The organism is Vibrio sp. Vb1755 (assembly GCF_033338635.1).
GTDB classification, from domain to species: domain Bacteria; phylum Pseudomonadota; class Gammaproteobacteria; order Enterobacterales; family Vibrionaceae; genus Vibrio; species Vibrio alginolyticus.
Genome location: NZ_JAWOTA010000032.1, coordinates 1 through 21,441, shown reverse-complemented (window position 1 = coordinate 21,441; position 21,441 = coordinate 1). Strand labels below are relative to the sequence as shown.

The 21,441-nt window shown below is 44.7% G+C and carries 23 protein-coding genes; 19 read left to right on the top strand and 4 right to left on the bottom strand.

Annotation, left to right across the window (positions count from 1 at the left end; genetic code table 11):
• Positions 1 to 6 precede the first annotated feature (6 nt).
• From aroK to rplI, 9 genes are all read left to right on the top strand, one after another.
• On the top strand, positions 7 to 525 hold the full coding sequence (gene aroK / locus R7E00_RS19995; protein ID WP_005381319.1) for a shikimate kinase AroK: 519 nt from the start codon (positions 7 to 9) through the stop codon (positions 523 to 525).
• A 32-nt stretch (positions 526 to 557) separates the two neighbouring features.
• Positions 558 to 1,658 carry a 3-dehydroquinate synthase gene (aroB, locus tag R7E00_RS19990; RefSeq protein WP_005381318.1) on the top strand — a complete coding sequence of 367 codons (1,101 nt, stop codon included), beginning with the start codon at positions 558 to 560 and terminating at the stop codon, positions 1,656 to 1,658.
• A gap of 52 nt (positions 1,659 to 1,710) precedes the next feature.
• The gene (locus R7E00_RS19985) at positions 1,711 to 3,222 is read left to right on the top strand and encodes an SPOR domain-containing protein (protein ID WP_258482119.1); all 1,512 of its coding nucleotides are present in this window, start codon (positions 1,711 to 1,713) and stop codon (positions 3,220 to 3,222) included.
• 69 nt (positions 3,223 to 3,291) lie between these two features.
• Positions 3,292 to 4,131: a Dam family site-specific DNA-(adenine-N6)-methyltransferase gene (locus tag R7E00_RS19980; RefSeq protein ID WP_005382762.1), complete on the top strand. Its 840-nt coding sequence runs from the start codon at positions 3,292 to 3,294 to the stop codon at positions 4,129 to 4,131.
• A 92-nt stretch (positions 4,132 to 4,223) separates the two neighbouring features.
• Positions 4,224 to 4,895: a ribulose-phosphate 3-epimerase gene (rpe, locus tag R7E00_RS19975; RefSeq protein ID WP_005381300.1), complete on the top strand. Its 672-nt coding sequence runs from the start codon at positions 4,224 to 4,226 to the stop codon at positions 4,893 to 4,895.
• A gap of 244 nt (positions 4,896 to 5,139) precedes the next feature.
• Entirely contained in the window at positions 5,140 to 5,529 is a 390-nt protein-coding gene (gene rpsF, locus R7E00_RS19970; protein ID WP_005381299.1) for a 30S ribosomal protein S6, read from the top strand.
• A gap of 8 nt (positions 5,530 to 5,537) precedes the next feature.
• Positions 5,538 to 5,840: a primosomal replication protein N gene (gene priB / locus R7E00_RS19965; RefSeq protein ID WP_005381298.1), complete on the top strand. Its 303-nt coding sequence runs from the start codon at positions 5,538 to 5,540 to the stop codon at positions 5,838 to 5,840.
• 16 nt (positions 5,841 to 5,856) lie between these two features.
• Positions 5,857 to 6,084, top strand: a complete 228-nt coding sequence (gene rpsR / locus R7E00_RS19960) for a 30S ribosomal protein S18 (protein ID WP_000090472.1) — start codon at positions 5,857 to 5,859, stop codon at positions 6,082 to 6,084.
• 33 nt (positions 6,085 to 6,117) lie between these two features.
• Positions 6,118 to 6,570, top strand: a complete 453-nt coding sequence (gene rplI, locus R7E00_RS19955) for a 50S ribosomal protein L9 (protein ID WP_005381278.1) — start codon at positions 6,118 to 6,120, stop codon at positions 6,568 to 6,570.
• A gap of 77 nt (positions 6,571 to 6,647) precedes the next feature.
• Here rplI and R7E00_RS19950 read toward each other — a convergent pair whose 3' ends face one another.
• Positions 6,648 to 7,412: a DUF481 domain-containing protein gene (locus R7E00_RS19950; RefSeq protein ID WP_005381276.1), complete on the bottom strand. Its 765-nt coding sequence runs from the start codon at positions 7,410 to 7,412 to the stop codon at positions 6,648 to 6,650.
• 221 nt (positions 7,413 to 7,633) lie between these two features.
• Here R7E00_RS19950 and R7E00_RS19945 point away from each other — a divergent pair, with 221 nt between their 5' ends.
• Positions 7,634 to 9,034 (top strand): replicative DNA helicase, encoded by a 1,401-nt coding sequence (locus tag R7E00_RS19945; protein WP_005395704.1) that lies wholly within the window; start codon positions 7,634 to 7,636, stop codon positions 9,032 to 9,034.
• A 13-nt stretch (positions 9,035 to 9,047) separates the two neighbouring features.
• Positions 9,048 to 10,124 (top strand): alanine racemase, encoded by a 1,077-nt coding sequence (gene alr, locus R7E00_RS19940; RefSeq protein WP_114324107.1) that lies wholly within the window; start codon positions 9,048 to 9,050, stop codon positions 10,122 to 10,124.
• A 38-nt stretch (positions 10,125 to 10,162) separates the two neighbouring features.
• On the opposite strand, the gene R7E00_RS19935 is transcribed toward alr, so the two are convergent.
• Positions 10,163 to 10,582: a secondary thiamine-phosphate synthase enzyme YjbQ gene (locus R7E00_RS19935; protein WP_046874640.1), complete on the bottom strand. Its 420-nt coding sequence runs from the start codon at positions 10,580 to 10,582 to the stop codon at positions 10,163 to 10,165.
• A gap of 306 nt (positions 10,583 to 10,888) precedes the next feature.
• Between R7E00_RS19935 and pgi the strand changes: the two genes are divergently transcribed.
• Positions 10,889 to 12,541 (top strand): glucose-6-phosphate isomerase, encoded by a 1,653-nt coding sequence (pgi, locus tag R7E00_RS19930; RefSeq protein ID WP_005381270.1) that lies wholly within the window; start codon positions 10,889 to 10,891, stop codon positions 12,539 to 12,541.
• Between the two features lie 99 nt (positions 12,542 to 12,640).
• Here pgi and R7E00_RS19925 read toward each other — a convergent pair whose 3' ends face one another.
• Positions 12,641 to 13,102 (bottom strand): chemotaxis protein CheX, encoded by a 462-nt coding sequence (locus tag R7E00_RS19925; protein ID WP_005381269.1) that lies wholly within the window; start codon positions 13,100 to 13,102, stop codon positions 12,641 to 12,643.
• 9 nt (positions 13,103 to 13,111) lie between these two features.
• Entirely contained in the window at positions 13,112 to 13,576 is a 465-nt protein-coding gene (zur, locus tag R7E00_RS19920; protein ID WP_005381268.1) for a zinc uptake transcriptional repressor Zur, read from the bottom strand.
• Positions 13,577 to 13,897: 321 nt separating this feature from the next.
• Here zur and dusA point away from each other — a divergent pair, with 321 nt between their 5' ends.
• From dusA to R7E00_RS19885, 7 genes are all read left to right on the top strand, one after another.
• Positions 13,898 to 14,878, top strand: coding sequence for a tRNA dihydrouridine(20/20a) synthase DusA (dusA, locus tag R7E00_RS19915; RefSeq protein WP_017821727.1), 981 nt, complete (start codon positions 13,898 to 13,900; stop codon positions 14,876 to 14,878).
• 163 nt (positions 14,879 to 15,041) lie between these two features.
• Positions 15,042 to 15,257, top strand: a complete 216-nt coding sequence (gene pspG / locus R7E00_RS19910) for an envelope stress response protein PspG (protein WP_005381266.1) — start codon at positions 15,042 to 15,044, stop codon at positions 15,255 to 15,257.
• A gap of 98 nt (positions 15,258 to 15,355) precedes the next feature.
• On the top strand, positions 15,356 to 16,015 hold the full coding sequence (locus tag R7E00_RS19905; RefSeq protein ID WP_005381265.1) for a TIGR04219 family outer membrane beta-barrel protein: 660 nt from the start codon (positions 15,356 to 15,358) through the stop codon (positions 16,013 to 16,015).
• A gap of 157 nt (positions 16,016 to 16,172) precedes the next feature.
• On the top strand, positions 16,173 to 16,403 hold the full coding sequence (locus R7E00_RS19900; protein ID WP_005381264.1) for a hypothetical protein: 231 nt from the start codon (positions 16,173 to 16,175) through the stop codon (positions 16,401 to 16,403).
• Positions 16,404 to 16,520: 117 nt separating this feature from the next.
• The gene (locus R7E00_RS19895; RefSeq protein ID WP_017633538.1) at positions 16,521 to 18,392 is read left to right on the top strand and encodes an assimilatory sulfite reductase (NADPH) flavoprotein subunit; all 1,872 of its coding nucleotides are present in this window, start codon (positions 16,521 to 16,523) and stop codon (positions 18,390 to 18,392) included.
• Entirely contained in the window at positions 18,392 to 20,128 is a 1,737-nt protein-coding gene (gene cysI / locus R7E00_RS19890) for an assimilatory sulfite reductase (NADPH) hemoprotein subunit (RefSeq protein ID WP_005382750.1), read from the top strand. The genes R7E00_RS19895 and cysI overlap by 1 nt, the downstream gene beginning before the upstream one ends.
• Positions 20,121 to 20,900, top strand: coding sequence for a phosphoadenylyl-sulfate reductase (locus tag R7E00_RS19885; protein WP_005382748.1), 780 nt, complete (start codon positions 20,121 to 20,123; stop codon positions 20,898 to 20,900). Before cysI ends, R7E00_RS19885 begins: the two co-directional genes overlap by 8 nt.
• The last annotated feature ends 541 nt before the right edge of the window (positions 20,901 to 21,441 follow it).

Sequence of the window (21,441 nt, the reverse complement as noted above, 5' to 3'; positions counted from 1 at the left end):
CTAAACATGGCTGAGAAACGTAATATTTTCCTTGTTGGCCCAATGGGCGCCGGCAAAAGTACAATTGGTAGACATCTAGCACAGCAACTGCATATGGAGTTTGTTGACTCCGATACAGTGATCGAAGAACGCACTGGTGCAGACATCTCTTGGGTTTTTGATGTAGAAGGTGAAGAAGGCTTCCGCAAGCGTGAAGAAGCGGTACTTGAAGACCTAACACAAGAGCAAGGCATCGTGCTTGCGACTGGCGGTGGCTCTGTTAAGAGCAAAGAAAACCGCAATCGTCTTTCGGCACGTGGTGTTGTTGTTTACTTAGAAACGACGATTGAAAAGCAACTTGCGCGTACAAACCGCGACAAGAAGCGTCCTTTACTTCAAACGGATAACCCTCGCGAAGTACTGGAGCAATTAGCTGAAGAACGTAATCCTTTATATGAAGAAGTAGCGGATTACACTGTTCGCACTGACGATCAAAGTGCAAAAGTGGTAGCCAACCAGATCGTAAAAATGCTAGAAGAGAGATAAGTCTTTATCTTTTTTTTAATTGGAGCAAACCGATGGAACGGATTACGGTCAACCTAGCTGAGCGTAGCTACCCAATCTCTATTGGCGCCGGGTTATTTGAGGACCCGGCGTACCTCTCTCAAGTTCTCTCAAACAAAAATGCAAAACAAAAAGTTGTTGTGATCAGTAATGTCACAGTGGCACCTTTGTATGCAGACAAAATTTTAAAGCAACTCGAGCAGCTCGGTTGTAGTGCATCCTTGTTAGAATTGCCTGACGGTGAACAGTACAAAAACTTGGATGTATTTAATCAAGTAATGAACTTCTTACTGGAAGGGAGTTATGCTCGTGATGTTGTGATCATCGCGTTAGGTGGTGGTGTTATTGGCGATCTTGTGGGTTTTGCGTCTGCCTGTTACCAGCGTGGGGTCGACTTTATTCAAATACCGACCACATTACTATCCCAAGTGGACTCTTCGGTTGGTGGAAAAACCGCGGTTAACCATCCGTTGGGTAAGAACATGATAGGCGCGTTTTACCAACCTAAAGCAGTGATCATTGATACCAACTGCCTGTCGACGTTGCCTGAACGTGAGTTCGCTGCGGGTATCGCCGAAGTCATTAAGTACGGCATTATTTACGATGCAGATTTTTTTGTATGGTTAGAAGACAATCTTGAGCGCTTGTATGCGTTGGATGAAGAAGCACTAACTTATGCGATCGCACGTTGCTGTGAAATAAAAGCGGAAGTGGTGGCTCAGGATGAGAAAGAGTCGGGCATCCGTGCTTTGCTTAACTTAGGTCACACCTTTGGTCATGCGATTGAAGCGGAACTTGGCTATGGCAATTGGCTGCATGGTGAAGCGGTATCTTCCGGCACTGTTATGGCGGCCAAAACGTCGCATCTACGCGGTCTGATCTCGGAAGAGCAATTTGAGCGTATTGTTGCGATTTTGCGTCGTGCAAAACTGCCTGTGCATACTCCAGACAGTATGAATTTCGATGACTTCATCAAGCACATGATGCGAGATAAGAAAGTCCTCTCTGGTCAATTACGATTGGTTTTGCCTACAGGCATTGGCACTGCCGAGGTAATTGCTGATACGACACAAGACGTACTCAAACAGGCAATAGACTTCGGTCGCGATATTTAACCTTGTAATGGCGCCTTTGGGCGTCATTCTTGTAGTGTATTAAGGTTATTAGATGAGTGTTGCTCACGTACTGGAATTAGATTCTCAAATCGAGTTGCTTGATAGATTAGGTCTACTGACTAACTTTGGTTCCAATCTAATTGCGATTAATGGTCATGATGGGTACGGGAAATCTTGGTTAGCGCAGCGATACCTTGAAGTGGGTGCCAGTAACAAGAATCAATGTTTGTTACTTTGTCATTCTAATCAAGACGATGTGCAGCATCGCGTCCTTATTTTGAGTCAACTGGTTTCAGACGCATTGTTTAATCAGCAAGAGCCTTTACTTGATAGCCTTGAAAGGCTTTTAGGTGATGAGGCGTGTGACATTGCAATTGTTGTAGATGATGCGCATTTATTGAGTGAGACACTTATCTCTGAGCTTTGGATGCTGGTCTTAGAGGCGCACCATAAGCCAAATTGGACCATCAATGTCTTACTGTTTACACAGTCTGGACGTTTAGACGGTTTGCTAGCACGTCTCAGTTATGGACAAGAGATAAAGCCTGTTGAGCTTGATATTGATATGTTGTCCGAAGTGGAAGCTCGTCGTTTCTTTGAGTCACTTGTTGCGCGCTACGTCGATGATGAGTCTGAGAAACGGGTTCGAGATGCATTTAAAAAAGTCGACCCAGTACCGGGTGACATCATGGCGTTAGGAGAGATGAAAGTGGAAAAAAGGATCATTATCCGCTCGATTGTCGGTTCACCCCTGAATATTGCGTTGGTGGTATTAGTCTTACTGTTGCTTGCTGCTGGTGGCTATTGGTGGATGCTTAGTCAACCAAGTCCTGATGATAAAGCGCAGCAAATTGCTGGCAGTTTAGAGCAAACGGCTATTCCAACTTTTGAAGAGTCAGGAGTCAGTGCAGCGCAGTCTTCACTGCAACCTGTAACCGATGGCTCTAGCAGTCTTGATAAGTCTGGTGCGGTTGATGATTCTGATTCATTACCGCCAGCTGTGACAGAAGAAGTAGCGAGCGTAGGCAGTGATGACAATCAACAAAGAGTGGTGATTGAGTCGAATGTGGTCGATGCATTGCTTGAAGGTAAAGCTGATTCAGCAGACACAAAAGCGATTGATGATGTCGTAGGTACTGAGAAGACAGAAACCGCCGATGAAACTAGCTCTCCTTTGATTAAAGTTGTAAAACCGGATCAAGATATGACGCAAGCACCTGCTCAGTCAGAAGAGGGTGAGGCAAACCAACCTGTTGTGAAGTTTTCATTTGCTCGTGAAGAACTAAAAGCGCTATCGCCAAGAGCTTATACTTTACAACTCGCGGCTATGACCTCAATGGAAGATGTACAATCCTTTCTCAATGAGCATCAACTGAATAATCAAGTGCGAATTTATCCTACCGTTCGTAATGACACCGAGTGGTATATCATCACATATCAAGATTATCCGACAATTCAAATGGCTCGTGATGCCGTCGCAAGCTTGCCAGATTCGGTTAAGTCGGTGAGTCCTTGGGCAAAATCACTCCGTCAGGTTCACCGTGAAATTGAACGAGTGAAATAAACCTGAGCTTCCCTGAAAAATATGTTACATTCCGCAGCCTTAATTTTTGGTCGATAGATAGAGCAGTAGATGAAAAAGCAACGAGCCTTTCTTAAATGGGCAGGAGGAAAATACGGACTGGTTGAAGACATCCAACGTCATTTGCCGCCGGCTCGAAAGCTAGTTGAACCTTTTGTTGGTGCGGGCTCAGTGTTTCTGAATACCGATTATGACCATTATCTACTTGCAGATATCAATCCAGATTTGATCAATCTGTACAACCTGCTGAAAGAACGCCCTGAAGAGTATATCTCTGAAGCGAAGCGTTGGTTTGTCGCTGAGAACAACCGCAAAGAAGCCTACCTACACATTCGCGCTGAGTTTAATAAAACCGATGACGTGATGTACCGCTCTTTAGCGTTTTTGTACATGAACCGCTTTGGTTTTAATGGCCTATGCCGTTACAACAAAAAAGGTGGCTTCAATGTACCGTTTGGCTCTTACAAAAAGCCGTATTTCCCTGAGGCGGAATTGGAGTTTTTTGCAGAAAAAGCCAAAAAAGCTACGTTCGTTTGTGAAGGTTATCCTGAAACATTTCGTCGTGCGCGCAAAGGGAGCGTCGTGTATTGCGATCCACCTTATGCGCCGCTTTCAAATACGGCAAATTTCACCTCATACGCAGGTAATGGTTTCACGTTGGACGACCAAGCTGCATTAGCCGACATTGCTGAAAGAACAGCGACTGAACGTGGCATTCCTGTGTTGATTTCTAACCACGACACTACCTTGACACGTCGGTTGTATCACGGTGCGGATCTTAATGTGGTAAAAGTAAAGCGTACCATTAGCCGTAATGGTAACGGTCGTAATAAAGTTGATGAGCTACTTGCGCTTTTTCATGCCCCAGACATGGATAAATCAAGCTCTTAATTCTCACACTATTATATCTAAATAGTGGATCTCCCCACTGGCTTCGGTAGAATTGCGCGCAGATTGTTTGCTCATTACTACTGAGGTCAGGTATGAAAGATTTTCTTATTGCTCCATCCATTTTATCGGCAGATTTTGCTCGTCTCGGTGAAGATGTAGAAAAAGTACTCGCAGCGGGTGCGGATGTGGTGCATTTCGACGTTATGGATAACCACTATGTACCAAACCTGACTTTTGGTGCGCCTGTGTGTAAAGCACTACGCGATTATGGCATCACAGCGCCAATCGATGTTCACCTAATGGTGAAACCCGTTGACCGTATTATTCCTGATTTCGCAAAAGCGGGTGCGTCGATGATTACGTTCCATGTAGAAGCTTCTGATCATGTAGACCGTACACTGCAGTTAATTAAAGAGCACGGCTGTCAGGCTGGTGTGGTACTAAACCCAGCAACGCCACTTGCAAGTCTTGAATTTATTATGGATAAAGTCGACATGATTCTACTGATGTCGGTAAACCCTGGTTTTGGTGGTCAATCATTCATTCCTCATACACTAGATAAACTGCGTGCCGTTCGTAAGATGATTGACGAGTCTGGTCGTGATATCCGCTTAGAAATCGATGGCGGTGTGAAGGTTGACAACATTCGTGAAATTGCAGAAGCGGGCGCAGACATGTTTGTCGCAGGCTCGGCGATTTTCGGTGAGCCAGATTACAAACAAGTGATCGATCAAATGCGCGCTGAACTGGCTGAAGTTAAATAAGCACCGATAAGCCAGCGCAATAACACGCTGATTTTAAAGGCTGCCAGCTTGTTGGCAGCCTTTGTGTTTTCTAGTATTAGAAGAAATTAAATATCCACTGCGCTGAGCAAATAATCACTTGCCTATTTTACGCCCTTTCTGTACTATTCGTGCTCCTTAAACTCAGTCAATTATCTTTAGTTCCTTGCTTCCTCTGGACGACTGAGCCATTTGTGGAAGCTGAATAATCCGTAAGGAGCAACCAATGCGTCATTACGAAATCGTATTCATGGTGCACCCAGATCAAAGCGAGCAAGTTGCTGGCATGATCGAGCGTTACACTGGTTCAATCACTGAAGCTGGCGGTAAAATCCACCGTCTAGAAGACTGGGGCCGTCGTCAACTGGCTTACCCAATCAACAAGCTTCACAAAGCTCACTACGTTCTTATGAACGTTGAAGCTGACCAAGCTGTAATTGATGAGCTAGAAACTGCTTTCCGTTTCAACGATGCAGTTCTACGTAACATGATCATGCGTACTAAAGCAGCGATCACTGAGCAATCTATCATGCTTAAGCAAAAAGAAGAGCGTGCTCCACGTCGTGAAGAGCGTTCTGAAGCTAAGCCTGAAGCTAAGTCAGAAGCTGCTGAGTAAGTTTTCTTATGGCCAATCGAATGGAGCTGAGCGGCACCATTGCCAAACCGCCCATTCGTAGTAAAAGCCCTGGTGGCATTGAACACTGTCGGTTTTGGCTGGAGCATCGCTCTACTATTATCGAAGCTGACTTACCTCGACAAGTTTATTGTCGTATGCCGGTAGTCGTCAGCGGGCTTGGGTCACAAGCACTAACTCAGAATTTAGTTCAAGGCAGTAACATTAAGGTAAGTGGTTTTGTCACTTATCAAACCGGCCGAAATGGCGTGGGAAAATTAGTGTTACACGCCGACAACATTACTCAAATTTAAGATCAGGAGATAGCCCATGGCTCGTTTCTTCCGTCGTCGTAAATTCTGCCGTTTCACTGCAGAAGGCGTACAAGAGATTGATTACAAAGACGTAGCAACTCTTAAAAACTACATCACTGAAGCTGGTAAAATCGTACCTAGCCGTATCACTGGTACAAGCGCTAAGTACCAGCGTCAACTAGCACGTGCTATCAAGCGTTCACGCTACCTAGCTCTACTACCGTACACTGACAAGCATCAGTAATCGGTTCATTTTATTAAGAAAGAGGATTAAGCAATGCAAGTTATTCTACTTGATAAAATTGGTAACCTAGGTGGTCTTGGCGATACTGCAAACGTTAAATCTGGCTACGCTCGTAACTTCCTTATCCCACAAGGTAAAGCAGTTATGGCAACTAAAGCTAACGTTGAAATGTTTGAAGCTCGTCGTGCTGAACTAGAAGCTAAAGTTGCTGAGCAACTAGCTGCTGCAGAAGCTCGCGCAGAGAAAGTTAACGCTCTAGAAGCTGTAGTTATCGCTTCTAAAGCTGGTGACGAAGGCAAACTATTCGGTTCTATCGGTACTCGTGACATCGCTGACGCTATCACAGCTGCAGGCGTTGAAGTTGCTAAGAGCGAAGTTCGCCTTCCTGAAGGTGCTCTACGTACAACTGGTGAGTTCGAGATCAGCGTTCAACTTCACTCTGAAGTTTTCGCAACTGTGAACCTACAAGTTGTTGCTGCTGAGTAATTCAGTATCAAGACGAAATACTAAAAAGCACCTCCTTGGAGGTGCTTTTTTTATTTCTAAAACTGAGAGAAAAAGGGTTAAAAAGCGAAAAGTAAATTAACGGAAAATACGCTGTCTGCTTTGCTTAAGCCTTCAGGCACTTTATCGTGATACTGACGAGAGTGCGCCAGTTTCAGTGCAATATCTTCAGTAATATCATTGGTTACACTGAGTTCACTATCAGTACGTGTGTTACTTCTACCTGTTACCAACGTAATATCAGCTGCGAAACTTAAATTATCCAACGCATGCCAAGTTGTGTTGATATTTCCTCGAAAAATGCCTTCTCTAACGATATCGGGAAAGACAATATCGTCATCATCTATTTCGTCTAAGTTTGGCTCTTGATAGCGAAAACCAGGGCCTACCTCTACCTCTAAAATGAAGTTCTCAGTGTAGGAGAACTGGTAACCCAAACCACCTGACAACGTATAGTCTTTAAAATAAGCACTGTAGCGAGAATCCACTCCTTTAAAGCTGCCATACAAATATGTCTTAGGGCCTAACTTGTAGTCACTCTGTAGGGAGTAGGTGGATGAGCGTTTGTCTTCTTCACCGTCTTTGTACAAGTTGTAGTACTTCCATTCACCATTAGAACGGTGTCGACCTGACGTATATTCAGCACTCAAACGAGCATTCAGGGAACGAGAGTCCGTGTTACCTGTGTGAGCTTGATAGCCGAACTCCACCTCGGTTTTTAGTGGGTCGGGTACATCAATATTTTGCTCTGGCTGTACTGATTCGTCAGCATACGATGCACTAGCGCACAGTAGGCTAAAGCTAAGTAACCAGTATCGGGACACATCAACCTCGAACGTAATTAAAAAGGAGGGGCATGATACTGATACAGATATTTTGTTGGGTCAATGGTAGGTTAATTTTTATTAGAGCTGGGCGGAAGAACCAGGCTATTACTTGTGCGGTTCGCATGTTGATTTCTTAACAAGTAATTGTCGCTTCGGGGAAGCATCTCAGTCAGGTTAAGGTTATAATCGTGGGTCAATAGTAGTTATCGAGCAAAGTCATGGCGGAAAACAGAAATCGCAAACCTTCAGACAGTCAGGTCGACGCAATCAAAGTGCCACCTCACTCACTAGAAGCCGAGCAATCAGTAATTGGTGGTCTCTTACTGGACAATGAACGTTGGGACACCGTTGCCGAACGTGTTGTAAGCAGTGATTTCTATAGTCGTCCGCATCGCCTAATTTTTGAAGGTGTAAAAACAATTCTTGAAGCGGGCAAGCCTCTCGATCTTATTACTTTATCGGAATACCTGGAACGTCACGAGCAATTAGAAGATGTGGGCGGTTTTGCTTACCTTGCAGATTTGGCGAAAAATACGCCAAGTGCCGCTAACATTAACGCATACGCTGATATTGTTGCCGAACGTGCGATCGTCCGTGGTTTGATCGGTGTCGCGAATGAAATTGCTGACGCGGGCTATGACCCTCAAGGTCGCAGTTCTGAAGATTTAATAGACATGGCGGAGAGTAAAGTTTTTGCTATCGCCGAGTCTCGAACTAGTGAAAACGAAGGACCACAAAACGTCGACAACATCCTCGAAAAGACGTTAGAACGTATCGAGTTGTTGTATAAAACGCCACAAGATGGTGTTACCGGAGTCGATACCGGTTTCACAGATCTCAATAAGAAAACCGCAGGTTTGCAAGGTTCTGATTTGGTGATTGTCGCGGCGCGTCCATCGATGGGTAAAACGACCTTTGCGATGAACTTGTGTGAAAATGCGGCCATGCAACAAGAGAAGCCTGTGCTTATTTTCTCGCTAGAGATGCCAGCCGAGCAGTTGATGATGCGTATGTTGGCCTCTTTGTCTCGCGTTGACCAAACCAAGATCCGTACGGGTCAGCTGGATGACGAAGACTGGGCGCGTATTTCTTCTACTATGGGTATCTTGATGCAGAAGAAAAACATGTACATTGATGACAGCTCCGGTCTAACTCCGACCGAAGTGCGTTCACGCGCTCGCCGTATCGCACGTGAACATGGCGGTCTGTCGATGATCATGGTCGACTACCTTCAGCTTATGCGCGTGCCTGCACTCTCTGATAACCGTACGCTGGAAATCGCGGAGATTTCGCGCTCTCTGAAAGCGCTGGCAAAAGAGCTGAATGTGCCCGTCGTGGCGCTGTCTCAGCTTAACCGTTCCCTAGAGCAACGTTCAGATAAACGCCCAGTAAACTCGGACTTGCGTGAGTCGGGCTCTATCGAGCAGGATGCCGACTTGATCATGTTCATCTACCGTGACGAGGTATATCACCCAGATAGCCCATACAAAGGTACGGCAGAAATCATCATTGGTAAGCAACGTAACGGCCCTATCGGCTCTGTACGTCTCACCTTCCAAGGTCAACACTCGCGCTTTGACAACTACGCGGGTCCTGCATTCGATATTGATGATGAGTAACCCCATGAGCTATATGAAAGCGGCCAAGGCGTGCATTGATTTGTCTGCGTTGCAGCACAACTTACAGCGCGTGAAAGCGCAAGCGCCCCAAAGTAAAGTGATGGCTGTAGTGAAGGCCAATGGTTATGGTCACGGATTACGTCACGTTGCAAAACATGCCAACCATGCGGATGCCTTTGGTGTTGCGCGCATTGAAGAAGCGTTGCAACTGCGCGCTTGTGGCGTGGTAAAGCCGATTCTATTGCTAGAAGGTTTTTACTCTCCAGGTGACTTACCTGTTCTTGTGACGAACAACATCCAAACCGTGGTGCATTGTGAAGAGCAGCTTATCGCTTTGGAGCAAGCCGACCTTGAAACTCCGGTTGTCGTGTGGCTTAAGATTGACAGTGGCATGCACCGCCTTGGGGTTCGTCCTGAACAATATGATGAGTTTGTCACGCGGCTGAAGGAGTGCCCAAATGTAGCGAAACCGCTGCGTTACATGAGTCACTTTGGCTGTGCAGATGAGCTGGATAGCCATATCACTCCCCAACAGATTGAGCTGTTTAAGTCGTTGACCTCTGGTTGTCAGGGGGAGCGTTCACTTGCGGCATCTGCGGGGTTGTTGGCATGGCCTCAAAGCCATTTGGATTGGGTTCGTCCGGGTATCATCATGTATGGTGTATCGCCATTTGATGACAAGACCGCACAAGATCTGGGGTATCAACCCGTGATGACACTTAAATCCCATCTTATTGCGGTACGTGAAGTTAAGAAGGGCGAAAGTGTTGGCTACGGCGGTATGTGGACCAGTGAGCGAGATACAAAAGTCGGTGTTATCGCAGTAGGGTATGGCGACGGTTACCCAAGAAGTGCCCCGAACGGCACTCCGGTTTGGGTAAATGGTCGTAAAGTACCTATCGCAGGTCGAGTTTCTATGGATATGCTGACGGTCGATTTGGGACCAGATGCAACGGATAAAGTCAGCGACGAAGCGATTCTTTGGGGGAAAGAGCTCCCAGTAGAAGAAGTGGCGGGTCACATTGGTACCATTGCGTATGAACTCGTGACTAAGCTAACGCCTCGCGTCGAGATGGAGTACTCAAAATAAACAGCGAAAGGCTAACCTAAGGTTAGCCTTTGTTTTATCTACTCACCGTTAATCGTAGCAATAACGCGGCGGCCGCCGCCAAAGTCTCGGTGCTCACCCAAGTAAATGCCCTGCCATGTTCCTAAAGCTAATCGACCATTTTGGATTGGTATCGTCACACTACTGCCAAGTAGGGATGCTTTAATGTGTGCTGGCATGTCGTCATCACCTTCATAGGTGTGCTGATAATAAGGAGCACGCTCTGGTACAAACTTGTTGAAATGCGCTTCCATGTCCATACGCACGGTTGGATCAGCATTCTCATTTAAGGTCAAACTGGCGGAGGTATGCTGAATAAATAGGTGTAATAAACCTACTGAAAGCTCGTTTATTTGTGGTAATTGTTGTTCAATTTCATCAGTTATTAGGTGAAAACCGCGGCTTCTCGCTTTTAATTGCAGTGTTTTTTGTGCCCACATACGTGTTCCTTTGGAAATTTATAAATTGGCGTCTATCCTATTCCAATTAGAGCCTGTCATTAGTAAGTGATATGATTCTTGTCATCGTAAATGAATTGTTCATTTTCAGGGCAGGGAACGTGACCTAACTCAATGTGAGTGTAAAAGCTCTCGTTCATAATTGGCGCCTGAAAAAAAATTACAAAGACTTGTTTTGTGGCCATTTGCCCAAACATCTAATTTATATTCTATTTGCTAAATCGGGGATTCCACAGTTTTCGCTAGACTGTAAGGAATGGAACCTACTGTAACATCGGGATAAAGACCATGTTGAAAAATATCAATCCAACGCAAACACAAGCTTGGAAAGCGCTAACGGCGCATTTCGAATCTGCACAAGATATGGATCTTAAAGAGCTGTTTGCTCAAGACGCAGCGCGTTTCGACAAATACTCTGCACGTTTCGGCTCAGACATCCTAGTCGATTACTCAAAGAACCTCATCAATGAGGAAACTCTGAAGCACCTGTTTGCTCTTGCGAAAGAGACCGAGCTGAAATCTGCAATTGAAGCGATGTTCAGTGGTGAAGCGATCAACCAAACAGAAGGTCGCGCTGTTCTTCACACTGCACTACGTAACCGCGCTAATACTCCAGTTATGGTAGACGGCGAAGACGTAATGCCAGCAGTGAACGCGGTTCTAGAAAAAATGAAATCATTCACTGAGCGCGTTATCGGCGGTGAATGGAAAGGTTACACAGGCAAAGCAATTACTGATATTGTGAACATCGGTATCGGCGGTTCTGACCTTGGCCCTTACATGGTGACGGAAGCTCTAGCGCCATACAAAAATCATCTAAACCTTCACTTCGTATCTAACGTTGATGGTACACACATCGTTGAAACGTTGAAGAAAGTTAACCCAGAAACGACGTTATTCTTGATCGCGTCTAAGACGTTTACAACGCAAGAAACCATGACTAACGCGCACACTGCTCGTGATTGGTTCCTAGAATCTGCGGGTGATCAGGCTCATGTGGCTAAACACTTTGCTGCGCTTTCAACAAACGCGACAGCCGTGTCTGAATTTGGTATCGATACAGCGAACATGTTTGAATTCTGGGACTGGGTTGGTGGCCGTTACTCACTATGGTCTGCGATCGGTCTATCAATTGCACTAGCAGTAGGTTTCGACAACTTTGTTGAGTTGCTTGATGGTGCTCACGAGATGGACAAGCACTTCGTATCAACAGATCTAGAAAGCAATATTCCAGTGATTCTTGCTTTGATTGGTATTTGGTACAACAACTTCCACGGTGCGGAGTCAGAAGCTATCCTACCTTACGATCAATACATGCACCGTTTTGCAGCATATTTCCAGCAAGGCAACATGGAATCAAACGGTAAATACGTTGACCGTGACGGCAATGCTGTAACTTACCAAACAGGCCCAATCATTTGGGGTGAACCAGGTACCAACGGTCAGCACGCGTTCTACCAGCTAATTCACCAAGGTACTAAGCTTATCCCATGTGACTTCATTGCACCTGCAATTAGCCACAACCCAGCTAGCGATCATCACCAAAAACTGATGTCTAACTTCTTCGCGCAAACTGAAGCTCTAGCGTTTGGTAAAAATGAAGAAACCGTGAAAGAAGAGTTGGTGAAAGTAGGTAAGAATGCTGAAGAAGTGGCAGCGATTGCGCCATTCAAAGTGTTTGAAGGTAACCGTCCAACAAACTCTATTCTAGTGAAGCAAATCACGCCTCGTACGCTAGGTAACTTGATCGCAATGTACGAACACAAAATTTTCGTACAAGGTGTTATCTGGAATATCTTCAGCTTTGACCAGTGGGGCGTGGAGCTAGGTAAACAACTGGCTAACCAAATCCTACCTGAGCTTGCAGACGAGTCTCAAATCAGCTCGCATGACAGCTCAACAAACGGTCTAATCAACGCATTTAAAGCGTTCAAAGCTTAATGTTTGAATAGATAAAGAAAAGGTCAGCAAATGCTGACCTTTTTATTGCCTGAGGCAAAAACAAAATAGGTTGGCCAGTGCCAACCTATTTTTTCTCTTTTATTCGAAGCAAATTTCGATAAAGGCATTTCCCCATTGGGAAGAGAAAGGCATGATAATAATTGAGCCTTCACACTTGTGGCGAATCGTATGACCTCGGCCCGAAACCACAACCGGTGTTGCCATATCAAAGTCAAAACCACTTTCCGCCAGAATGCGTTTCGCACCACCAGTAACCATGTTGGTGATCTCACCCACCATATCGGTCACTTCTTCATTGAGCCCATTTGGACGTTCACCAAGCATGTTCTGCATGATTTCTAGGGCGAGTGCTTCATCAAAGGTGATCGACATTGAACCACGAGTTTGTGGGCCTACCATACCAATCAGACCAGAAACGTCACCTCGTGCGATCTCATCTTTTTTGATTCGCGGTTTTTGTGGCTTCAGCTCAAGAGAAGCCATAGTTTTTAGCACGTTCATTAAAGAAGCTAAAAACGGGTTTACAAATTCAGCGCGCATAACGTTCTTCTATACTTTTTCTTTCGTCTCGGAGGAACAGGCCTGGCATTCACCATGAGTTTCAATAACTTGGTTGGTCAGTTTGAATCCATGCTTCTCGGCGTTTTCGGCTAACAAGGATATCAGCGTCTCATCTTCGAGTTCAACGACATCACCACATTTATCGCAAATTAGTAATTGGAAAAAGTGCTGCTGAGTATTGAAAGAACAACAAGTAATAAAGCTATTTGTCGATTCCACTCGGTGGATGAAGCCTTGCTCTAGGAGAAAATCTAATGCTCGATAAACAGTGGGCGGCTTAGCCTGAGGCTCACTCTCTTTTAGTTGCTCCAATAGCTCATACGCACTTGAGGCGCGGCGATTAGAACAAATGAGTTCAAATACGCGTCGGCGTTGCGGAGTCAGTCGTACTCCACGCTCTGCGCAGATACTTTCAATTTGTTCAATGATTGTTGGGTTCAAACCTTTCACCATAACTATCGGACGTGCTCTATGATAAATCATTTCTATACGAAGTTCGTTTAGAAATGCTTCATTTTACCCACTATCAGAACGAAAATCATGAATTAAAGCAAGTCGGTGGTGGTGTGAAGGCGGAATAATCATCACAGAATGAATCAACGAATGACAGGTTCGTATTACTTCTGCGTATTCCTAAGCATTTGGCTAGCCAGCCAACCAAATCATTCTCGCTGAAACTAGCACCCAGAGGTGCTTGGGTATACAATACCCGACTTATTTTTTGAGCGTACTGCTGCGCTCGACCTTGGCAACATAAAAACGGGTGTTTATATCATGACTCATTCTTGCAGGCTCTCCGTAGCACCAATGTTAGATTGGACTGATCGTCATTGTCGCTACTTCCATCGCTTAATGACCAAAGAAACCCTGCTGTACACTGAAATGGTGACGACAGGTGCGATCATTCATGGAAAAGGAGATTTCCTGGCTTATAACGAAGAAGAGCATCCGTTAGCCCTTCAACTTGGTGGTTCAAACCCAGCAGATTTGGCTACGTGTGCCAAGCTAGCGCAAGAGCGTGGCTACGATGAGATTAACCTAAATGTGGGGTGTCCATCTGACCGCGTACAAAACGGTCGCTTCGGTGCTTGCCTGATGGCTGAACCGCAGTTAGTTGCGGATTGTGTCGCAGCAATGAAAGACGTGGTCGATATCCCTGTAACAGTCAAGACTCGCATTGGTATTGATGATCAAGATTCTTACGAGTTCCTAACGGATTTCGTTTCTATTGTTTCAGAAAAGGGTGGCTGTGAGCAGTTCACTATCCATGCTCGTAAAGCTTGGTTAAGTGGTTTAAGCCCAAAAGAAAACCGCGAGATCCCACCATTGGATTACCCACGCGCTTACCAATTGAAGCAAGACTTCTCACACCTAACGATTGCGATTAACGGTGGCGTGAAGTCATTAGAAGAAGCAAAAGCACATCTTCAGCATCTTGACGGTGTGATGATTGGTCGTGAAGCATACCAAAGCCCATATCTACTGGCATCGGTAGACCAAGAGTTGTTTGGCTCTAACGCTCCAGTGAAGAAACGCAGCGAAATTGTTGAAGAGATGTACCCATACATTGAAGCGCAATTAGCGAAAGGTGCGTACCTTGGTCACATTACCCGTCACATGTTAGGTTTGTTCCAAAGCATGCCCGGTGCTCGTCAATGGCGTCGTCATATCAGTGAAAATGCGCACAAACCAGGTTCTGGTCTAGAAGTATTGCAAGACGCGCTAGCTAAGATTCCAAAAGAATTGAATGTGTAAAATTCGCCAGTGAATGGCTAAAATTACCAACTAAAGAATGATAAAGCCAGGGTGCAGAAATGCCTCTGGCTTTATTTTTTATTAAAAATCATTGACTTATCTCCGCATCTGTAAGTTGGTATGGAAACTGCTCTGTTTATTGAAAACAAATGGAGAAGTGATTATGTTGGAGCTAATCTTTATTTTAGTCTTTGCGGCGACCTTGTTGGTTACGGGTATCACAATGATGACCGTATTCGCAGCAACTGGTATTGCGTTAGTTGTGATGTTTTTACTGGGAATGGTTGGAGCGGTACTCAAACTATTACCATGGTTAATCGTGATTGCATTGGGTATTTGGTTCTTCAAGAATTACGTCGCTCAGCCCCGCTATAAATAATGAGTAACATCATTTAGTTGATGGAGAGGCGTGAGAATATGGTATATTTCCTCTCACGTCCTCTACGTGAATATCAGCTATCTCGGAGTAAATACTACATGACAAATAAAGCGAACATCGCTTTAACGGCATTATCGTTGGCAGTATCTTTTCCTGTTTTTGCAGAGTACTCTGTATCGACAAAAGTCGGCGCAGAGGTATGGGCTGCCGACACTAAAGTTAATGAAGTGAGACGAGATAGCAGTACCGCAGGCACTTTTTACGCGGCGATTGAACATGATGTTAAATATGTCCCTAATGCGCGCCTTCGTTACTCAAGTGTTGATGCGGATTACATGGGGTTCGATAAGCTCGATTTAACCTTGTATTACCACGTTCTAGAGCATGATTTATTGCACTTTGATGCGGGTCTCACGTTCAGTAATTTAAGTGACACTAAATACATTGATGCTGGCTCAAGCAGGCGTGTAGAAGAATTTGATGAGCTGATTTGGGCTTGGTATGGTTACGCAGAAATTCAAGTTCCGGATACAAACTTTGATGTGATTGGTGAGATAAACTTTGGTGACAACAAAGGTATCAAAAGCACCGATTTCATGGCAGGTGTTCAATACAATGTACCGCTCGAAAAAGCTCGACTGGCTTTTCGTGGAGGTTACCGTGTGATTGATTTAGAGTCCGATAAATTCATGTCGGATCTAGGGAAAGAGTTTATTTTTGCTAACGGCTTCTTTGTGAGTGCGGAATACGCGTTCTAAATTCAGCCATGTTAGATATTCGATTTACTTAAAACGTCGCTTTATAAGCGGCGTTTTTTTATATCACTTCATTATATCTAATCGAAATTTCTCCCTATTTGGCTGACTTAGACCATGCTTACCGAGGAGCAATGTGAAAGTTAAAGCAGGGATAGCGATGACAATAAATGAACTAAGACATCTATTCCGTGAAAATCAGCTTATCGAAGCGATTATTGAGCCTGCAATCCAAGAGGGTGGTTGGGTTGTAGAGTTCAGACATGCGCGCGGTGGTTTTGTTTTTCTAACGGACAGTCACGGCGAAGAATGTCTTTATGAAGATTTGGATACTGCGTCAAAATCGGCAATGGCAGTAGGCTTTCAACAAGTCCGCATTGAAGATCGATGAGCAAAAAGTAAGCCGTTCTTACTTCCAAAAAGTTATAAAACATTCACTTCTATTCTTTCTTGTTATTAAGGAGAGTGGGTACTCTATCGTCACGCAATGAATAGGGATGTCGTGATAATGTCTTTTCAAAAGAATGAGTATTCTCACAAGAATGTGTCTGAAGATAATAATGGGCAAGGAGGAAATCCTCCAATCGCAAGCCCTCTGAATGACCAACAAATTAGCTCACTCCAACAAACTGTCTCTGAGTTGTCTTCACAGCAACTTGCTTGGGTCAGTGGGTATTTTTGGGGATTAGCTCAAAATCAACCAAACACAGCGGTAACGCCAATTGCACAAGCAACGGCAGCCGTATCAGCGAAGCCAGCAGGTAAGTTGAGTATTATTTTTGCTTCCCAAACGGGCAATGCTAAAGGTGTTGCTGAAGCTCTGGAACAGGAAGCAAAAGCAGAAGGAATTGCAGTCGAACTTTTTGATGCAAGCGATTACAAAGGTAAAAACTTAGCCAAAGAAACGCATGTCATTATTGTGGCATCGACTAACGGCGAAGGCGAAGCGCCAGACAATGCCATTGAGCTACATGAGTTTTTGCAATCGAAGAAGGCTCCTAAGCTGCCAAACCTGCAATATGGTGTTATTGCATTGGGAGATTCTAGCTACGAGTTCTTCTGTCAGACCGGTAAAGACTTCGACACTTACCTATCAAAGCTAGGCGCGACTCCATTTATCGAGCGTCTTGATTGCGATGTGGATTATGAAGCCCGCGCAACTGAATGGCGTAAGAATGCGTTAGACAAGGTAAAAGATACACTTTCTTCTGGCTCTGAAGCGGATGTGGTTCAACTTCCTGTGGGTCAAGCTGCGACTGCGCACTCTCCTTACAATAAACAAAATCCGTACACTGCGACGTTACTGACCAGTCAAAAAATCACGGGCCGTGACTCTGGAAAAGACGTTCGTCATATAGAAATCGACTTAGAAGGCTCGGGCTTAACGTATCAGCCAGGTGATGCACTAGGTGTGTGGTTTGAAAATAGCTCGGAACTTGCAAATGCCATTCTTGGTAAGGTCGGTTTGTCTGGGGTTGAGACTGTTGACGTTGATGGTGAAAGCTTGTCAATCCACAGTGCTCTTGTGAGTAAATATGAAATCACAACATCTAACCCGCAGCTCATCACAAAGTTTGCCGAGTTATCCGGTAGCAAGAAGCTACAAAAGTTAGTTGAAGATAAAGATAAGCTTCGCGAGTACTCTGCAAATACTCAAATCGTTGATGTACTGGCAGAAAAGAAAACCAAGTTAACCGCAGATGAGTTGATTGGTTTGCTTCGTCGTCTTACTCCACGCCTTTACTCTATTGCATCAAGCCAAGAAGAGGTCGATGAAGAAGTACACCTAACGGTTGCTTTGGTTGAGTACGAACAAAACGACGAAAAACGATATGGTGGTGCGTCTAGTTTCTTAGCACAGCGTCTCGAAGAGGGAGATGAAGTTAAAGTATTTGTTGAGCATAACAACAACTTTAAACTGCCGGAAGATGATAGTACTCCAATTATCATGGTTGGTCCTGGCACAGGGATCGCACCATTCCGTAGCTTTATTCAGGAACGTGAAAACCGCGATGCTGAAGGCAAAAACTGGTTGTTCTTTGGTGATCGCACGTTCACTCAAGATTTCTTGTACCAAGTGGAATGGCAAAAGTATCTCAAGTCAGGAGTACTAAGCCGATTGGATGTTGCCTTTAGTCGTGACCAAGTAGAAAAGGTTTACGTACAACATCGCATCTTAGAAAACGCAGCTCAAGTGTGGCAGTGGATCCAAGAAGGCGCTTATATCTATGTCTGCGGTGATGCAACGCGTATGGCAAAAGATGTGCATGACGCATTGGTTATCGTTGCTGAACAAGAAGGCAAGATGCCGCGTGACGATGCAGAACAATTTATTAATGACCTACGTAAAGCGAAACGTTATCAGAGGGATGTGTACTAATGACTTTTTCTACGGACAATAATAAGCAGGTTGTATTAGGTGAAGAGTTAGGGCCGCTATCTGATAACGAGCGCCTGAAGCGAGAAAGCAACTTATTACGTGGCACCATTGAGCAAGATTTACAGGACCGTATTACTGGTGGCTTTACTGCCGACAACTTCCAGTTAATTCGTTTCCACGGTATGTATCAACAAGACGATCGTGATATCCGTAATGAACGCACAAAGCAAAAACTGGAACCATTACATAATGTGATGCTTCGTGCTCGTATGCCTGGAGGCATCATCACGCCAACGCAATGGTTAGCGATCGACAAGTTCGCAACGGAGCACTCTTTATATGGAAGTATTCGTCTGACGACTCGCCAAACGTTCCAGTTTCATGGGGTATTAAAACCGAATATTAAGTTGATGCATCAAACGCTCAACAGTATTGGCATTGATTCGATTGCAACCGCGGGTGATGTAAACCGTAACGTGTTGTGTACCACTAACCCAGTGGAGTCAGAGTTACACCAAGAAGCTTACGAATGGGCGAAGAAGATCAGTGAGCATCTATTACCAAAGACGCGCGCTTATGCAGAGATTTGGCTAGACGGTGAAAAAGTAGAAAGCACGGAAGAAGACGAACCGATTCTAGGCAAGAACTACTTACCACGTAAGTTTAAAACTACAGTGGTTATCCCACCGCAAAATGACGTAGATGTACACGCTAACGATCTCAACTTCGTAGCGATTGCAGATAACGGTAAGCTGGTAGGCTTTAACGTCCTGGTCGGCGGCGGCTTAGCGATGACGCATGGCGATACATCAACTTATCCGCGCCGCGCTGACGACTTTGGCTTTATTCCGCTGGACAAGACACTTGATGTTGCCGCAGCTGTAGTAACAACTCAGCGCGACTGGGGTAACCGTTCAAACCGTAAGAACGCAAAAACCAAATACACATTGGATCGTGTAGGTAGCGATGTCTTTAAAGCGGAAGTCGAGAAACGTGCTGGTGTTAAGTTTGAGCAAAGCCGTCCATATGAATTCACAGAACGTGGTGACCGTATTGGCTGGGTAGAAGGAATTGATGGTAAATATCATCTAGCGCTTTTCATCGAAAACGGTCGCTTATTAGACTTTCCAGGTAAACCACTTAAGACGGGTGTTGCTGAAATTGCCAAAATCCACAAAGGCGATTTCCGCATGACAGCAAACCAAAACCTAATTGTTGCGGGTGTACCTAAAAACGAAAAAGCGAAGATTGAAAAGATCGCTCGTGAACATGGCTTAATGGACGACGGCGTAAGTGAACAGCGTAAGAACTCAATGGCTTGTGTTGCTTTTCCAACTTGTCCGCTAGCGATGGCAGAAGCTGAACGTTTCCTTCCTCAGTTTGTTACTGATGTGGAGGGGATTCTGGAGAAGCACAACCTACCAGAAAATGACAACATCATTTTGCGTGTAACTGGGTGTCCAAATGGCTGTGGTCGCGCAATGTTGGCTGAAATTGGTCTAGTTGGCAAAGCGCCGGGTCGTTACAACTTGCACCTAGGTGGTAACCGTGCCGGTACTCGAGTACCAAAAATGTATAAAGAGAACATCACGGATAAGCAAATCTTAGAAGAGATTGATCTGCTGGTGGCTCGATGGTCGAAAGAGCGTGAAGAAGGCGAAGCCTTTGGCGATTTCACTATTCGTGCTGGCATTATCCAAGAAGTGCTCGTATCAAAGAGGGACTTTCATGCTTGATTCTGTAGCATCCAAGCTGGAGCTCACAGAGTTACTGACATTAACAAAGACGGAGCAAATCCTCCGTCTTGCTCAAATTAATGTCGAGCTCGAAAAGCTTTCAGCACAAGAGAGAGTAGCGTGGGCTTTAGATAATCTAGAAGGCGAGTTCGCGGTTTCTTCTAGTTTTGGTATTCAAGCCGCGGTTATGCTTCATTTAGTTACTCGCGCCAAAGCGGACATCCCCGTCATTCTAACCGATACTGGTTACCTGTTTGCTGAGACGTACCGATTTATCGATGAGCTGACAGATGCTCTCAACCTAAATTTAAAAGTTTATCGAGCCAAAGAAAGTGCGAATTGGCAAGAAGCTCGATATGGAAAATTATGGGAGCAGGGTGTAGAGGGAATTGAAAAATACAACAAGCTCAATAAAGTTGAGCCGATGCGTCGAGCGTTAAAAGAGCTTAATGTTGGAACGTGGTTCTCTGGATTGCGTCGAGAGCAAAGTAAATCTCGTGCAGGTTTACCGATTCTATCAATTCAGAACGGTGTGTTTAAATTTCTACCAGTAATTGATTGGACTAATAAAGACGTTCATTACTACTTAGAACAACACGGCCTTAAATACCACCCATTATGGGATGAAGGTTACCTTTCAGTTGGTGATACACATACCACTCGTAAATGGGAGCCGGGAATGTCAGAGGAAGAAACTCGATTCTTTGGCTTAAAGCGAGAATGTGGCCTACACGAAGATGATGGCTCTGAACAAGATGGGTCTGGCATATAGCCATAATGCTCTTTAAATAGAGTTTAGGTTAAGTTTAATAAAGATAGCTGCAATAAAGCAGCTTTCTTTATTTATGGTACTTGAAAAATACGTCTCAAAGAACAACTCTGTGGATAAGTTGTGTGAGAGTTTGGGGTAAAGTTGAATAAATAAAGGTTTGATCGAAAACTCATCGTTTAACCATTATTTTTGCAATTTTTGAAAAATAACACTTGCCAATGTGAGCGCGATCTCTATAATGCCTCCTCGTCGACAGGGCAAGGGCTCACAAGGGTTTAAGCGAAGTTGATAAGGCTGAAAAGAAAAACGAAATAATTTGAAGAAAGTGTTTGACACAATAAATTATCTCGCTAGAATGGCCGCCTCTTCCGAAGTGATGTCAATCACAAAGAAGAGTTGCTCTTTAACAATATAGACCTATCAATCTGTGTGGGCACTCGTTGATGATAATCCAATTCGATACTTCGGTATCAAATTAGGTTTCAATGATACGAAGTGACCATTGAATCGAAAGATTCAGCACAGTCAATTCAAACATTAC

Bases quoted from the DNA above. Each gene is read 5' to 3' on its own strand.
- priB (WP_005381298.1), top strand. From the start codon at position 5,538: ATGGCCAATCGAATGGAGCTGAGCGGCACCATTGCCAAACCGCCCATT.
- R7E00_RS19945 (WP_005395704.1), top strand. From the start codon at position 7,634: ATGGCGGAAAACAGAAATCGCAAACCTTCAGACAGTCAGGTCGACGCA.
- R7E00_RS19905 (WP_005381265.1), top strand. From the start codon at position 15,356: ATGACAAATAAAGCGAACATCGCTTTAACGGCATTATCGTTGGCAGTA.
- dusA (WP_017821727.1), top strand. From the start codon at position 13,898: ATGACTCATTCTTGCAGGCTCTCCGTAGCACCAATGTTAGATTGGACT.
- rplI (WP_005381278.1), top strand. From the start codon at position 6,118: ATGCAAGTTATTCTACTTGATAAAATTGGTAACCTAGGTGGTCTTGGC.
- R7E00_RS19885 (WP_005382748.1), top strand. From the start codon at position 20,121: ATGCTTGATTCTGTAGCATCCAAGCTGGAGCTCACAGAGTTACTGACA.
- R7E00_RS19900 (WP_005381264.1), top strand. From the start codon at position 16,173: ATGACAATAAATGAACTAAGACATCTATTCCGTGAAAATCAGCTTATC.
- rpe (WP_005381300.1), top strand. From the start codon at position 4,224: ATGAAAGATTTTCTTATTGCTCCATCCATTTTATCGGCAGATTTTGCT.
- R7E00_RS19925 (WP_005381269.1), bottom strand. From the start codon at position 13,102: ATGCGCGCTGAATTTGTAAACCCGTTTTTAGCTTCTTTAATGAACGTG.
- cysI (WP_005382750.1), top strand. From the start codon at position 18,392: ATGACTTTTTCTACGGACAATAATAAGCAGGTTGTATTAGGTGAAGAG.
- pgi (WP_005381270.1), top strand. From the start codon at position 10,889: ATGTTGAAAAATATCAATCCAACGCAAACACAAGCTTGGAAAGCGCTA.
- rpsF (WP_005381299.1), top strand. From the start codon at position 5,140: ATGCGTCATTACGAAATCGTATTCATGGTGCACCCAGATCAAAGCGAG.
- aroK (WP_005381319.1), top strand. From the start codon at position 7: ATGGCTGAGAAACGTAATATTTTCCTTGTTGGCCCAATGGGCGCCGGC.
- R7E00_RS19895 (WP_017633538.1), top strand. From the start codon at position 16,521: ATGTCTTTTCAAAAGAATGAGTATTCTCACAAGAATGTGTCTGAAGAT.
- R7E00_RS19935 (WP_046874640.1), bottom strand. From the start codon at position 10,582: ATGTGGGCACAAAAAACACTGCAATTAAAAGCGAGAAGCCGCGGTTTT.
- rpsR (WP_000090472.1), top strand. From the start codon at position 5,857: ATGGCTCGTTTCTTCCGTCGTCGTAAATTCTGCCGTTTCACTGCAGAA.
- zur (WP_005381268.1), bottom strand. From the start codon at position 13,576: ATGGTGAAAGGTTTGAACCCAACAATCATTGAACAAATTGAAAGTATC.
- alr (WP_114324107.1), top strand. From the start codon at position 9,048: ATGAAAGCGGCCAAGGCGTGCATTGATTTGTCTGCGTTGCAGCACAAC.
- pspG (WP_005381266.1), top strand. From the start codon at position 15,042: ATGTTGGAGCTAATCTTTATTTTAGTCTTTGCGGCGACCTTGTTGGTT.
- aroB (WP_005381318.1), top strand. From the start codon at position 558: ATGGAACGGATTACGGTCAACCTAGCTGAGCGTAGCTACCCAATCTCT.
- R7E00_RS19985 (WP_258482119.1), top strand. From the start codon at position 1,711: ATGAGTGTTGCTCACGTACTGGAATTAGATTCTCAAATCGAGTTGCTT.
- R7E00_RS19980 (WP_005382762.1), top strand. From the start codon at position 3,292: ATGAAAAAGCAACGAGCCTTTCTTAAATGGGCAGGAGGAAAATACGGA.